The 13,924-nt window shown below is 45.9% G+C and carries 13 protein-coding genes; 9 read left to right on the forward strand and 4 right to left on the reverse strand.

From position 1 onward, the window contains the following. Window positions 1–197 precede the first annotated feature (197 nt). Window positions 198–380, reverse strand: a complete 183-nt coding sequence (locus ACXAGQ_RS13155) for a hypothetical protein (RefSeq protein WP_475254302.1) — start codon at window positions 378–380, stop codon at window positions 198–200. Between the two features lie 275 nt (window positions 381–655). Here ACXAGQ_RS13155 and ACXAGQ_RS13160 point away from each other — a divergent pair, with 275 nt between their 5' ends. Continuing rightward, entirely contained in the window at window positions 656–1,663 is a 1,008-nt protein-coding gene (locus ACXAGQ_RS13160) for a LacI family DNA-binding transcriptional regulator (RefSeq protein ID WP_475254304.1), read from the forward strand. Window positions 1,664–1,761: 98 nt separating this feature from the next. Here the strand turns inward: ACXAGQ_RS13160 and ACXAGQ_RS13165 are convergent, their stop codons facing one another. Together ACXAGQ_RS13165 and manD are read right to left on the reverse strand one after the other, a co-directional pair. Then, window positions 1,762–3,528, reverse strand: coding sequence for a sodium:solute symporter family protein (locus ACXAGQ_RS13165; protein ID WP_475254305.1), 1,767 nt, complete (start codon window positions 3,526–3,528; stop codon window positions 1,762–1,764). Between the two features lie 106 nt (window positions 3,529–3,634). Continuing rightward, window positions 3,635–4,855 (reverse strand): D-mannonate dehydratase ManD, encoded by a 1,221-nt coding sequence (manD, locus tag ACXAGQ_RS13170; protein ID WP_475254306.1) that lies wholly within the window; start codon window positions 4,853–4,855, stop codon window positions 3,635–3,637. Window positions 4,856–5,331: 476 nt separating this feature from the next. Here manD and ACXAGQ_RS13175 point away from each other — a divergent pair, with 476 nt between their 5' ends. The 6 genes from ACXAGQ_RS13175 (at window position 5,332) to ACXAGQ_RS13200 (ending at window position 11,030) form a co-directional block, all read left to right on the forward strand. Continuing rightward, the gene (locus ACXAGQ_RS13175; RefSeq protein WP_475254308.1) at window positions 5,332–5,829 is read left to right on the forward strand and encodes a GNAT family N-acetyltransferase; all 498 of its coding nucleotides are present in this window, start codon (window positions 5,332–5,334) and stop codon (window positions 5,827–5,829) included. Window positions 5,830–6,197: 368 nt separating this feature from the next. Further along, the gene (locus tag ACXAGQ_RS13180; RefSeq protein WP_475254310.1) at window positions 6,198–6,878 is read left to right on the forward strand and encodes a hypothetical protein; all 681 of its coding nucleotides are present in this window, start codon (window positions 6,198–6,200) and stop codon (window positions 6,876–6,878) included. Between the two features lie 140 nt (window positions 6,879–7,018). Beyond that, window positions 7,019–7,783 (forward strand): hypothetical protein, encoded by a 765-nt coding sequence (locus ACXAGQ_RS13185; RefSeq protein ID WP_475254311.1) that lies wholly within the window; start codon window positions 7,019–7,021, stop codon window positions 7,781–7,783. Window positions 7,784–7,929: 146 nt separating this feature from the next. Beyond that, on the forward strand, window positions 7,930–8,343 hold the full coding sequence (locus ACXAGQ_RS13190) for a hypothetical protein (protein ID WP_475254313.1): 414 nt from the start codon (window positions 7,930–7,932) through the stop codon (window positions 8,341–8,343). Between the two features lie 479 nt (window positions 8,344–8,822). Next, a complete protein-coding gene (locus ACXAGQ_RS13195) occupies window positions 8,823–10,403 on the forward strand; it encodes a tetrathionate reductase family octaheme c-type cytochrome (RefSeq protein ID WP_475254315.1) in 1,581 nt (526 codons plus the stop codon). A 3-nt stretch (window positions 10,404–10,406) separates the two neighbouring features. Next, window positions 10,407–11,030 (forward strand): cytochrome b/b6 domain-containing protein, encoded by a 624-nt coding sequence (locus ACXAGQ_RS13200; RefSeq protein WP_475254317.1) that lies wholly within the window; start codon window positions 10,407–10,409, stop codon window positions 11,028–11,030. Between the two features lie 128 nt (window positions 11,031–11,158). On the opposite strand, the gene ACXAGQ_RS13205 is transcribed toward ACXAGQ_RS13200, so the two are convergent. Then, the gene (locus ACXAGQ_RS13205) at window positions 11,159–11,890 is read right to left on the reverse strand and encodes a prephenate dehydratase domain-containing protein (protein WP_475241668.1); all 732 of its coding nucleotides are present in this window, start codon (window positions 11,888–11,890) and stop codon (window positions 11,159–11,161) included. Between the two features lie 281 nt (window positions 11,891–12,171). Here ACXAGQ_RS13205 and ACXAGQ_RS13210 point away from each other — a divergent pair, with 281 nt between their 5' ends. Beyond that, window positions 12,172–12,828 (forward strand): hypothetical protein, encoded by a 657-nt coding sequence (locus ACXAGQ_RS13210; RefSeq protein WP_475254319.1) that lies wholly within the window; start codon window positions 12,172–12,174, stop codon window positions 12,826–12,828. Between the two features lie 44 nt (window positions 12,829–12,872). Further along, a complete protein-coding gene (locus ACXAGQ_RS13215) occupies window positions 12,873–13,811 on the forward strand; it encodes a hypothetical protein (protein ID WP_475254320.1) in 939 nt (312 codons plus the stop codon). The last annotated feature ends 113 nt before the right edge of the window (window positions 13,812–13,924 follow it).

Raw genomic sequence — 13,924 nt, forward strand, 5'->3', positions numbered from 1 at the left:
GGGCGAATTAAGCCCTCGTTCGTTATCTCAATCTGCTGTAGCTCACTTTCATTACATTTATTTAAGTTAACTTGAGCACCAATTGAGAGCTCACTGAATTCTGCACACAGATCAAAATGGGGGAGGTAAAACTGGTTTTGGGCGAGTTTCGTTGAGTCAAACACTTGATCGATACCTAAATCACCACGGTAGCTATATCACGTATGAGACTGTAGTGGTTTATCAATGGTAGCATTTTCGCCCTGTCCAACCATATCTAAGCAATAGCTACTCAAAAAACCATCTAGCTGGTGTTTTTGCGCGATTTCCACATTTTGTGCTATCGTTGCAGGTAGACTAGACGCAACAGTAAGCGATAATGTCAAAAGTAGACGTTTCATACAGGCTCCCTATGCAATTGTTTTACAGCTATTATTCATAACCTTACACAGCAAAAAGCATAGTTTAGATCTCCCCCCTAGTCAGTCAGTTTTAGGCTGGCCCATATACTCTCCAACAGGAATTGAGTCGTTTTTCTATTATCATATTGTCACTTCCCGTGAGTTCGCTAAAAAGATAAATGGCCATCTTTGTAAACCGATTTACTTGTGCTCATTTAGGGGCTTAGCTATGATGTAGCGCAGTAAATTACACCCGAAAATGACTCGAGTATTGTATGAAGAAGGTACGCATAGTCGATGTTGCGACCCATGCGGGAGTGTCTAAAAGCACTGTGTCACAATATCTTAATGGCCGTTACAGCCATATGTCAGAAGAGACCAAGCAAAAGATTAAGGCCTCTATTGCTGAGTTGAACTATGTGCCTAACCCTATCGCACGTAGCTTGAAAGCCGAGAAAACCCACACCATAGGCGTGGTGGTGCGTGATATCACTGGTTACAACACCAGCCGGGTATTGCGGGGGATCGATGACTACTGTAAGAAGCATAATTATAATGTTTTGATCTATAACAGTGATTTCGATGCTGCTGCCGAAAAGGGGGCGCTACAGTCTCTGAAACAGCTTTGTGTTGACGGTATAATCATTACATCTTCAGGTCACAACTCCGAACTGATTAATGAACTGATGGGGGCAGGAATGCCTGTGGTTCAGTTTCAACTCGAGTACCCTAACTGCAGAAGTCATATCGTTACTTCGGATTACCAAAATGCTGCATTTCAGGCGACGGAGCATTTGATTAAGCTGGGTCATAAGCGTATCTGTTTTATGGCGCAGGAATTTACCAACAGTTATTCGCGTCGCGAGCGATACCAAGGATATCTTGATGCGCTGGATAAGCATGGAATCGAAGCCGACGAAACACTACTGCATTTTTGGCAACGCGAGAGCGGCTTTGTTAAAGACCCGGTAGAGTTACTGCAAACAGATAACCCGCCGACAGCGATATTCAGTCAGCATTTGGCGATTACGACTGACTTGTTGAAGGCTTACCACAACGCTGATATTGCTATACCACAGCAGGTTTCGATCATCGGTTTTGACGAGATCCCTATGGTTGAACTTTTCAAAGTACCCGTTTCGGTCATCAAGCAGGATTCCTACCAAATAGGGCATGAGACGGCCAAACTTGCTATTCAGGCAATAAAAGGTCAGCTAGACAGTCCGGAACATAAAGTTGTGGCTTGTGAGTTCATCGGGCGGCAGTCAACTTGTGCGATATGAGTTGCGGATAACGCAACAACAGTAACTTCGGCAAAAATAAAATAGGTCACCTATCTCCAGGTGACCTTAATTTTGGTATGTGAAATGACAGCTTTGATTTAGCTCTGAGTTACAGTGGCTCCATCAGTTTGCTGCAACGATTTTCGTTTTAGCATCCAGCCAATAGAAAACACAGCCAAGGCACAGAGCAAGAAGACCATTCTTCCCCATAGCGGGTTAGGGATCAGCATCATTGCCAATAGACCGATCCCCATCGTCATGACCATCGAGCCCAACTTATGGCGCTGTTCAGCATCCACTTGGTCATAGCCTTTTTCTGAAACGATTGGCGTCTCTATATCCGTAAAGAAGTCTTCGGTTTCTTGTTTTATCGCATCTTTCTCTTCGCGGTAGAACAGTGAAGAACCGATAAAGAAGCTTGAAGTGATCAACAGGTGTGCTGCAATCGTTGCGGCAATTCGGATCTCGCTGGCTTCACGGCGGGTTAGCTCCTCAATACCGAACCAACCGGCAATCATGTCAGCGCTGATCACGTTGCTCATCATCCAGGAGACAACCATACCTACCAAGACAGTCGCCCATGGTGCCCAGCTAGGCGTACGCTTGATTAGCATACCGAAGAAGAGCGGGATCAGCAGCGGTACCTGCAACATGGTAGAAACCGACATCATCAGCTCGAACAAACTCATATCTTTCAGCGAGCTAAAGAACAGTGCCACGAAGATAACAAAAATACCGCTCGCCATACTCATCACCTTACCGACATGCAATAAGTGGGTATCGCTCATCTGTTTACCTTTACCAAAATATGGCTGGTAGAGGCTGCGGACAAAAATACCAGAGTTACGGTTTAGCGCCGAGTCCATCGTCGACATCGTGGCAGCAAACAGGCCGGCTAACAGCAGACCGACAGTACCGACAGGCATGGTATTCTTCGCGATCACAAGGTAGACCGCATCTGCAGCTTTTGCACCCAGTTGCGGATACTCAGCAGTGGCGTCAGGGTAGAGGATTGCTGCAGCCCATGGTGGAATAAACCAGATGATACTACCAAGGCCCATCAGTACCGTTGCCAGTAGCGCGGCTTTACGGGCATGAGAGGAGTCCTTGGCGTTTAGGAAGCGATAGGAGTCCTGCATGTTGTTGATGCTTTGCAGCTGTTTCACCACAAAGAAAAAGAAAGCACACACCAGCAGCAATGGGTAGTTCATCTCAGGGCCCATCACAAAACTTGTCGGGAACTCGGTCACTATGGTCGAAGGGCCTCCCACAGCAATCAGTGCCACAATTGCACACGCGACAGAGACAATCGCGACCACCAAAGTTTGGATAAAGTCTGAGGCAACGACACCCCAAGCCCCGGAAATCACCGAGACTAATAGCACTGCTAGCCCCGTCAATACGATAGTGGTATGGAGGTCTGAGTTGAAAACTGCACTGGCAAAGACACCGAGGGCATTTAGCGAAACCCCAGCATTTATAAAGCTGAAGATAATCAGGGTCCAAGAGAAGAACTTCTCGTTGTGGCTGCCGAAGCGACGGCGTACACCTTCAGTCGGAGTATCGACCCGCATTTGGCGGAAACGGTGCGAGAAGTAGAGGTAGCCGACAAAGTAGGCGATGGCGTTGGCCAGGAAGACCATAGTAACGGTAAAACCATCGTTGAACGCCTTACCTGCAGCGCCGGTAAAGGTCCAGGCCGAAAACTGGGTCATAAAGGCGGTTGAGCCTACCATCCACCACAGCATCTTACCGCCGCCTCGGAAGTAGTCACTGGTAGAACGGTTAGCGAGTCGTTTAAACGCAAAGCCAATGCCAACAATCAGGGCAAAATAGCCGAGGATCACAAGGTATTCATATATCATCTGTCTAACTTTCCTAATGGGGTACAGTCAGGGCTAATTTTCTGCCTGCTATCCGGCAGGCAGATCAATTAACAAGTCAGTTGTTTCACTTAGATAAATGCAGGTATTACCAGTGCCACAGAGTGCCATCTTCCAGACGGCTCACTGGTAGGTATGAACGTTTGTATTCATGTTTGGCCGCTTCTTCTTCATCGAATTCAACCCCAAGTCCTGGCGCATCGCTGACTATGATCATGCCGTTTTCGAGTTTCATCTCGTGCTTGAAGATCTTCTGTGAAGCCTCGTTACCAAAGCCAACAAACTCCTGGACGCCGTAGTTGTGCGTTGAAATATTGAGGTGCATATGTGCCGCAAAACAGATAGGCGACAAGTCAGGTGCACCGTGTGGAGCGGTGCGAACATTGTAGATAGCAGCAAAGTCAGCGATTTTCTTCATACCAGTGATCCCGCCTGCGTGAGTGGCCGCCGCACGGATATAGTCAATCAGCTGGTTTTGGATCAAGTCTTTACAATCCCAGATGGTATTGTAGGTCTCACCGAGTGCCAGAGGCGTTGTGGTGTGGTGGCGAATTAACTTGTAATTATCTTGGTTCTCAGCGATTGAGGCATCTTCTAGGAACAATAGGTTATAGGGTTCAAGCATCTTGCCAAGTTTCGCTGATTCAATCGGCGTCAAGCGGCTGTGGACATCGTGGCAGAACTGGGCGCGGTTACCGAAACGCTCTTTCGCTTTGGCAAATAGCTCTGGCACCAGTTCAAAATACTTAGGGGTTGACCATTCCTGCTCTGGCGGCAGTGGACGGTTTCCCTGTAGCTCAAAGTAATCTTTACGATCACCTAGCACGCCGTAGGTCTCGCTAAGGCCGGGGATCGCCGTCTGTAGTCGGATCGCCTTAAAGCCCTGTTCAATATACTTTTCTGCAATATCGAGCGTATCTTCAATGGTTTCGCCGTTTGCGTGGGCATAAAGCGTAACACCTGTTCGGCATTTACCACCCAGAAGTTGGTAAACTGGAAGGTTCGCAACTTTACCTTTAATGTCCCAAAGAGCCATATCAATTGCTGCGATGGCAGCCATGGTAATAGGACCTCGACGCCAGTACACACCCATGTAGAGGTACTGCCAAATGTCTTCAATCTGGTGAGGATCACGCCCGATCAAACAAGGTCTCACATGCTCCTCTAAATAGCTGGCCACAGCCATCTCACGGCCATTTACAGTAGCGTCCCCGAGACCATAGACCCCCTCGTCAGTGATCACTTTGACCGTAACAAAGTTGCGGCCAGGGTTGGTTACATACACTTTTATGTCTTCAATTTTCATCATTGATCTCCGTAAATCGGGGAAGCGCCACTTGGTGAACGCTCCAGTAAATCGGTTTGGTAAATCGGTTTACTAGTTATGTTCTACGATCATATGGGTAAAAGTCAAACTGGTAAGTGAGATCTAAACGACATTTTTGAAATGATCTTGTGGATCCGATGAAGGCGCAGTGGAAATGAAGAGGGTGGAAAAGGCGAATACTGTTCAAGTTTGGTTTAATCTCTTAACCCGATGGGGCGAGCAGCGATTAAGAATGTAACGGTTTAATTTTCTCACTTGTAATTTTGATATTTGATTCTGTTGGGGCCGCTAGGTACTTTTTTTGTTGGGCTGCTAACTCGTTTTTGCCCCTTTATGGTTTAGAGCTCACAACTTTACTTACAGAATCCATTGAGTTTGACTTAGTTTTCCTTATGTAGATATTCTGACCATCTGTAATGCTGCTGAATAAGCTAAGAGTTGAATTTAAGGGAACGATTATGCAGGTAAGTTGCAGGTTACTTGGTAAAAACGATAGTAGTTCGTATAGAGTGCTGAGGCTGGAGAGTCTTCAGTTGCACCCAGAGCTCTACGGGGCAAGCTTTAAAGAGCAGTCTGAGTTAAATAAACTTTACTTTCAAACGTTGCTGGAAGAGGAAAGTGAGCAAGGAGCGATGATAGGTGCTTTCATCGGTGAAAAGCTCGTGGGTTTATGCGGGCTATTGTCTCGGGAGGATGGTAGGTCGCTAGAAGTTGTACAGATGTATGTGTCGCAAGCATTCAGGGGGAGATCACTTGGAAGCATCATGCTTCAAAAAGCAAAATCTGTACTTGATTCAAGAATTGAAAACGAGCTCATCTTGACAGTGTATAAACTTAACACCGCAGCGATTGAGTTATACCAAAAATCAAAGTTTGAGCTCATTGACCAGTCTGAGAAAGAGTACCGTATGAGCTACCAATGCTCAAAATTGTCGATATCTAGGGCGGTGAGTTGAGGCATACATGTCAGTCGGGCTACCAAATTTATGCCCCATTCTATTTTAGTTAAATGTATCAATAGAGTGGATCAAGTAGTGCAATAGCTTACTTTTTCTAATCCTAAAGTATCGGCAAGTCTTAGGTCTTATCAGGGTCTTTTGATATAGGAGATAGTGATATGTTGAAAAATTCAACATATCACACAGAAATGAACAATTAAATCGAATATATTCAAAGATTTATTACGCTGTGCTTAGTGTAATGTTGATGTGATAAAAAGAAAGTTTCAATATATAAAGCTGTTAGGCATTCAGTGATTCATTAGTTGTGGCAGAATTTGGCATCTATAGTTAGTTTACCTGTTAAACGTATATGAAGACTTCAAATGCAAGATCCCAAACCCTTAATGCAATTAGTAAAGAATAATATGGACGGGTTACATCAGCAACATGCCACTGGAATGGGGTTCTATATTGTAAAGACTCTTAATGGGTACTTAGCTGTATTACATGATGGTACTGCGCTTCCTTTATATACAGATAAAACATTCTACTGCATTGATGACCTAGTCCGTGGGAATTTATTACCTATAACTACACAAAGGAAAGCTTTTAGTTTTTATGAATCGCTAAAATGTAGCCATAATCGAAATACGGCTGCATCAGCCTTACGTCAGGCTAATGTTTCAAGTGCATATGCTGGTACCTCTGGTCCTTTCCCCCTTATAATTTCAGTTCAACTTCAGGCTGCTACTGAATTTTTACGTTATGTCTGTTCTCCGGTTGATCGTCGTTTTGTTCAAGGTGAACTAAATCAAGGAACATATATCACAACTGATAGGGAACTCGCTCATGCTGATACTGGGCTTGGTGCCGTAGGTCGATTTGCTCTTCCAATACCATTACCAGCAAGCTATGTGTTTAGATATAGACTTTCTGCTGGTACAACGATCAATATAGGTACAGTTGCTCCATTATTTGGGCAATCTGGTGGTGGTGTTGAGATCTGTTTACCTGTAAATACACCAGCAACACAGATTAAGAGAATCCAACTACCTGATTATTAATGCCTAACAAGGCAATCAAGGTGATGCGTTACACTCGGCGGTTTTGGTATGAAGTTCGGTGCACTTTGCTGGTTCAGTGGGGCACACCTTATTGCAGGCGTTAGGGCTACTTATCAAGTTTATCTGAGGAAATAATGAATATGCTACCAGAGCATGGAAGAGTTAAATGTGATAATTGTTACTCACAGTGCGACATTAAATTCGATGTAACTAAAGAAGAGCGAGATGGCTGGCGGATTACGGCGAATCCATTAACTTGGGGTAGCCGGAAGCCGAAAGTTGTTGTATTAGGCTTTTCTAAAGGTCCCACGCAAGCAGGTGCTTTAGCTAGTATTCACCACGATGAAATCGCGTATAAAGGCAGTAGGCTTAATGTCGGAAAAATAATGGCTCACGTTGGGCTGATTCCAAAACTAGAGGATAATGAGCTGATAAAGCGTGAAGTGGATAAGTTAATCGCTAACAAAACAGGCAATTTCCATTTTGGCTCATTGGTTAGGTGCACAGTTGAAAGGTACGATTTCAAAACTAACAAATGGAAAGGCTCGGGTGGTGGAATGCTAGACAAATTTGTAGCAACAAGCTTTGGTCATTCCATAGCCCAGAATTGTACAAAAGAATTTTTGTCTGAATTACCTTATGAGACGAAGCTTATACTAATGTTTGGTTTGGGAACTAAACAAAACTATGTGAGAGAGGCATTTAAATTATTTAAAAGTGCCAGAGGTGGTGAATGGCGCTGGATCAATGATGTTGCATATACGGATGGTGCAATTACGATAGTGCACGTTGAGCATTTTGCATCCCAAGGAGCTTTGATTCCAAACTGGCTTGGGGTCAATGATAGTGAAAGGTCTCGTTTAGGCACAATGGCACAACAGGCTGTAGCAACTGCTATCGAGTAAACATAGCCTTAACAAAGCGTTTAAGACAGATTCTCAACGCATGGCATTTTTCGTTCCATCGTTGGGTTTTGTGTTTACGGTGGTATGGTTAAGTTTCGTGGTAGCGTTGCTCACTACTTAGCGCGTTATGTAGATTGGAGATAGTGATGGTAGAAATCATGGATGAAGTAAAGCTAGCAATGGAAGCAATTCAAATTTATCAAGTTCAATATGATCAAGTGGATAAAGTTTGGGGTTACTTTAGCGCGGTTACTCTTGCTATATCAGGGTTTGTAGTGGGCAGCGATAAAGCCACTCGCTCTATCAAAGAACCAATTGCAATCCTCATCGCGTATTGGTTTTTCTGCTATGGTAATCATCTTGCCTTAATTGCAGGTCAAGAGCAGTTGATACAGCTTGGGGATATCGCAGTGAAGTTTGGAGAGAAGGCCGGATTGAATATTTCTTCCTTTGATCCTCTATCGACAAATTTAGTAGGTAATTTCCATATTGGGGCTATTATTGCCGTGAGTCTTGGGATACTTGTTATCTCAGTATTGCGTCATAAAAAATCTATATAACAAACGCTTCAAGACGGATTCGCAACGCGTGGCATTTTTACCATGTGTTGATTTTAGTGATTAAGGTGGTGTGCGGAAACATCGTATTGCGTTGCTCACCACTTAAGCGGGCGTTACCTTTCCATACCAGACATAATCAATAACATTCTAATTTAGTAATATAACTGACTCAGAAATGTCCAAAAATGAGTTACGTACCAATCGTCACACCATACCAATCGTCACACCAAATCACTTATAGCGCAAAAATACCACGGTTACGATCTGAAATAGCTCAACACACCTAACACATTGTTTGTGTGATAGGAGAAAAAGTTACGACACAGCCCCTGGATGATAAGAGAATGTGACCCAACACATAAGTTGTGCATTTTTTGAACGACTTTTTTGATGTGGGACAAATCTGCTTTCAATTGTATTGGCATTCTAGCATTAGCGATCACTTAATTAAGTAACAGCTAATGTAAGGAGGCGCTACAATGGATAGGATTACATTCTCGATATGGTGTCGGGCTGTTTGCGTTGCAGCTATTTTGGTTCTGCCTCTTCAAATTATTGCCTCGACCGCCGATCACACCAACTTTGAACAACTGCATGGTCCTTTTGAGCGTGCAGAGCAAGTCACTAAAGCCTGTCTGGATTGTCACACCGAAGCTGGAGAGCAATTACAACAGTCCACACACTGGACCTGGCAACATGGCAAAACGGGTAGTGATGCCATGTACGGTAAAACAAACGTCGTCAATAACTTCTGTATTGCTACCGCTTCCAATGAACCACGCTGTACCAGTTGCCATGCCGGTTATGGCTGGAAGGATGATAGCTTTGACTTCACCAAGCAGGAAAGTATCGACTGCCTGATCTGCCACGAGCAATCTGGGCAGTACCGCAAGTTCCCGACCGATGCCGGCCACCCCAACTATGTCGACAAGGAGTGGCCGAAAGGCTCTGGCAAGATGTTACCTGCGGTTGATTTAGCAATGGCCGCCCAAAGTGTTGCCACCCCAGATATAGAAAATTGTGGTGCCTGCCACTTTTTCGGTGGAGGCGGGGACTCGGTAAAACATGGAGATATGGACTCAACTCTGTTTAGTGCGTCACCAGAGCTGGATGTCCATTTATCGGAAGAGGGCGCGAACCTCAACTGCCAAGACTGCCATACCACGAGCAATCACCAAACCAAGGGCTCGCGCTACGCGATGCTTGCGAAAGATACCTCAGGTATCGATATTCCCGGCCACAGTGATTTTAGCCGGGCAAGCTGCGAATCCTGCCATGGTATCGAGCCGCATAAAGGCTCCCGAAATGCCATTCGCCTCAACCAACACGTTGACAACATCGCTTGCCAGACTTGCCATATTCCCGAGTTCGCCCGTGAAAAAGCTACCAAGACTTTTTGGGACTGGTCAACCGCAGGTGACAAGAGCCGTCCAGTCACCAAAGACCAATGGGGCAACGTAACCTATACCCCGAAAAAAGGTGACTTTATCTGGAAAATGAATGTCGTACCAGAGTATGTGTGTTTCAACGGCGATATTGACTACACCGTTGTCGGTGAGAAAGTCATACCTAATGAGGCCGGCATTATTGCGTTAACGACCCCGCAAGGACGTTGTGGTGATGACGATTCCCGTATCTGGCCATTCAAGGTGATGAAAGGCATACAGCCCTACGATAGCGAAACCCAAATCATGGTTACACCGCATCTATTCGGTAAAGACAAAGCCGCATACTGGAAAAGCTACGACTGGGATGCCTCAGCACAGGCAGGGATGGAAGCTAGTGGTGAAACCTTTAGTGGTGAGCTTGATTTCATCAATACCGAATACCACTTCCCAATCACCCATATGGTTGCCCCTGCTGAAAAAGCGCTGGAGTGCCAGGCTTGCCATAACCCGGATGGCCGAATGACTAAATTGGCGGGCTTCCATATTCCCGGTCAATCCCACACCTTCAGAGGGGAGCCCTTCCTTCGGTGGTTGGTGGTGATAGTATTCGGGGTCGTGTGCATTCATGCTCAGTTGCGAGTGTTCGTCCCCAACAAAAAAGACAAGGAGTGAGTTATGCGTCAGATGATTTATAAACGGTTTGAGCGTTTCTGGCATTGGTCGCAAAGCTTGCTGATGTTGGCCATGTTAGTAACAGGGTTTGAAATCCACGGCTTTTTTAGCTGGCTGGGTTTCGAGCAAGCACTGCTTTGGCATGAGGTGGGGGCACTTGCCTTGATCATTCTTTGGCTGTTTGCCATTTTCTGGCATTTCACCACAGGGGAGTGGCGGCAATACATCCCAACTACGGAGAAGCTGATGGCCGTCATTCGTTATTACAGTAAGGATATCTTCTTCGGCAAACCTCACCCCTATAAAGCGACACCGGAGCGCAAACACAACCCGTTACAGCGTTTCTCTTACTTGGGTTTCAAGTTGCTATTGGCGCCTGTCATTTGGCTCTCGGGCTTATTGTTACTTGCTTATCCCTTTGGGCTCGAAGTGTTCTCGTTGTCCACGCTATCAAACGTGCACCTGGCCACTGCATTTTTGATCCTGATTTTCTTAATTGTACATGTCTATATGACAACCACAGGGCCAACTCCTCTGAGTCACATCAGGACCATGATCACCGGTTATGAAGAGCCCCAGGAACAAGGCAATAAAGAAGTCACTCAGCCAACCAAGAAGACGGTGTAATTGATTCCTAAAACCATGGCGATATCACCCTGATATCGCCATCAACACTTAATATTTATCAATTAGTTAGCCTTGAGATGCGAATGGATAACGACACCCGTGTTTTCCATGGGAGCCTATCAAACTCACTACTGCTCAGCTTTCGCCAGTTTCTTGCCGGCCTCAATGGCTGCGGTTAGCTCTTTGCGCGCTTGCGCTTCACTGATTTTTTCTTCACGTGGCTCAACGTCCATCAGCAAGAACGAGGTTTTGTTGTTCTTGTTATCCTGTACGCCTTGCTCGACTACTTTCAGGTTGGTGTAGACGTTACTCAGTACGCAGGCACCAATCGCTGCTGTACCGGACGGCAATTCTTGGTTCGCAACCTTCTGGGCTGCCGCTGCCGTACCTTCGGGGATTGCTAGCTCTTTAGGCTCGAAGCTATTTTTCCAGCTGTCGATCTGTTTCAAGGCAGCAGGGTGGGAGGCAATGGTGGTAATCGCCGTATCGTTGGTGACATCTTGGTGGTTCATTAATACACACATTTCAATCGGCGTAGTAATGAATGCCTTGGCTTCAACTAAACGGTATTGCTGAAAAGCCTCCACCGTGGCTTGCACCAAACGGCCTTCAATGGTGCTGTTCTCTACCGCGCTGAAAGCAAGGGCATCATGTTCAATAGATTGCTTGAAGGTGTTGCTTGGCGTCCCCGCAAACGTCACGGCCGCACTTAGCGCTGGCTGTTGTTCAAACAGTTTAGTGATAGCCGCATCGTTGAAGCTGCCTTTTGATGCCTGCGCGAAAACATGCTCTCCGGCAAAAGCAAGATTTGATAATAGAAGGGTAGAAGCGGTTAGGGCGATCCCAAGCGGTTTTAACATCCGTATTTCCTTTACAGTATGTGGAGTGTGAACCGTTTAGTATGACAATTTCATTGGTTTGATTTTATTAACCTTATCACTAAATAAGGTCTGAGCAGTTGATAGGAAATGGTAAGAGAAGGTTGTAGTAGCCCAAAAAATTTGGCCACGTTGTTGGAGGTTATCATATCTAAATAAAACACCATGTTGTCGGCAAAGAGATAATTCGTCCTTTGAATCATCACTGAGCAGGTTTTTTACCTATACTTTCGTAAATCTTACCTATGTTCTGGAGTAAGAATATGAGTATGAATAGTCGGCATGGCCTGCGATTGATGGCGGCCATATTTATCAGCTCAACATTCCTTGGCCAGAGTGCTCACGCGGCATCCCACTCCGATGACAAGGAAAAACTAGGCACCGTTCAATTTCCTACCTCTTGCAATTCAGACAGCCAGCCAATGCTGGATAAAGGGCTGGCTTTGCTGCACCACATGACCTACGTCGGTGCTCAGGCAACGTTCGAAGACGTCATCAAAAGTGACCCTGATTGCGCCATGGCTTATTGGGGAGTGGCAATGTCAATGATACATCCCCTTTGGTCTGATCCGCCTGATGAAGATGAATTTGCTAAAGGCCAGGCAATGCTTGAATTAGCCGCTAGCAAAGGAGATAAAACTCCGCGGGAGCTTGCCTATATTGCGGCGGTTGAAAGTTATTATGCTCAGGGCCGCAATACCAAAGAAGCCGCTAACCTCACTGCTTTCGAGCAAGGGTGGAAAAAAGTGATGGAGTCGTTTCCGGATGATCCTGAAGCAACTGCCTTCTATGCACTGGCCCATTTGGCGACGGCTTCACCGGATGATAAAAGCTATGTAATACAAAAAAAGGCAGGCGAGACAGCAGCCACGGTGTTGGAAAAGATCCCTGAACATCCGGGGGGGGGCATCACTACATAATTCATGCCTATGATTATCCCGAATTGGCGCCCAAAGCATTAGATGTGGCTCGCAGTTATGGGGATATTGCCCCATCCATTCCTCATGCTTTGCATATGCCAACGCATATTTTTACCCGACTTGGCCTATGGCCAGAATCAATCACCATGAATATCCGCTCGGCCGAAGCTGCCAAGAAACATCCGGCGGGTGATAAGCTCTCTCTTCATTACCTCCATGCATTTGATTACTTGGCCTATTCATACCTTCAACAGGCACAGGACGCGAAAGCACTGGAAGTAGTCGAAACTATTCAAGGGCTCGATGCACCGATTCAGCCGCATGTTGCGTCGGCCTATACGCTGGCCGCTGTGCCGGCCCGGTATGCACTTGAAAGACAGCAATGGTCCGCTGCAGCAGAGCTAGTGCCTAAAACGCCCAGCAGTTATCCATGGGATAACTATCCGGCTATGGAGGCCATTACTCATTTTGCCAATGCACTAGGGGCAGCCCGAACGGGTGATAAGCAAGGCGCCGAGAAAGCGCTGAAAAGGCTGGATGAGTTGAAGGCTCAAGCCGAACAAAACTCGGCCTATTGGGCCAAGCAGGTTGAAATTCAGCGCCTGTCTGCGTTGGCCTGGCATCAATTCCAACAAGGCGATCGTGAACAAGGATTGCAGACCATGCAAAGTGCTGCCGATTTAGAGGCGACTACTGAAAAACATCCTGTGACACCTGGCGAAATCATACCGGCCAGAGAGTTGCTGGCCGATATGCTTTGGGAAATGGAAATGTATCAACAAGCATTGGATGAATATGTCATAGCCTTGATCCGAAGTAAGAATCGCTTTAACAGCCTCTATGGCGCAGCCCGTTCAGCGGAGATGGCTGGAGATAAAGACAAAGCTGGGCAATATTATCAAATGCTGATTGATGTTGCTGGTGAAGGGGATGCCGATAGGCTGCGGTTGCAGCAGGCGAAAGAGTTTCTCGCTGCCAAATAGAAGTACGTGATAAGTAGCAATATGTCATAAGCAAAAAAGAGTTAAAGCTAATGCAAAGCCACCTTCTTCAGAAGGTGGCTTTTTACTTGTCGTTTAGATAGCTAACGCAGAAA

It is taken from the genome of Photobacterium sp. ABD4_091 (assembly GCF_056160145.1).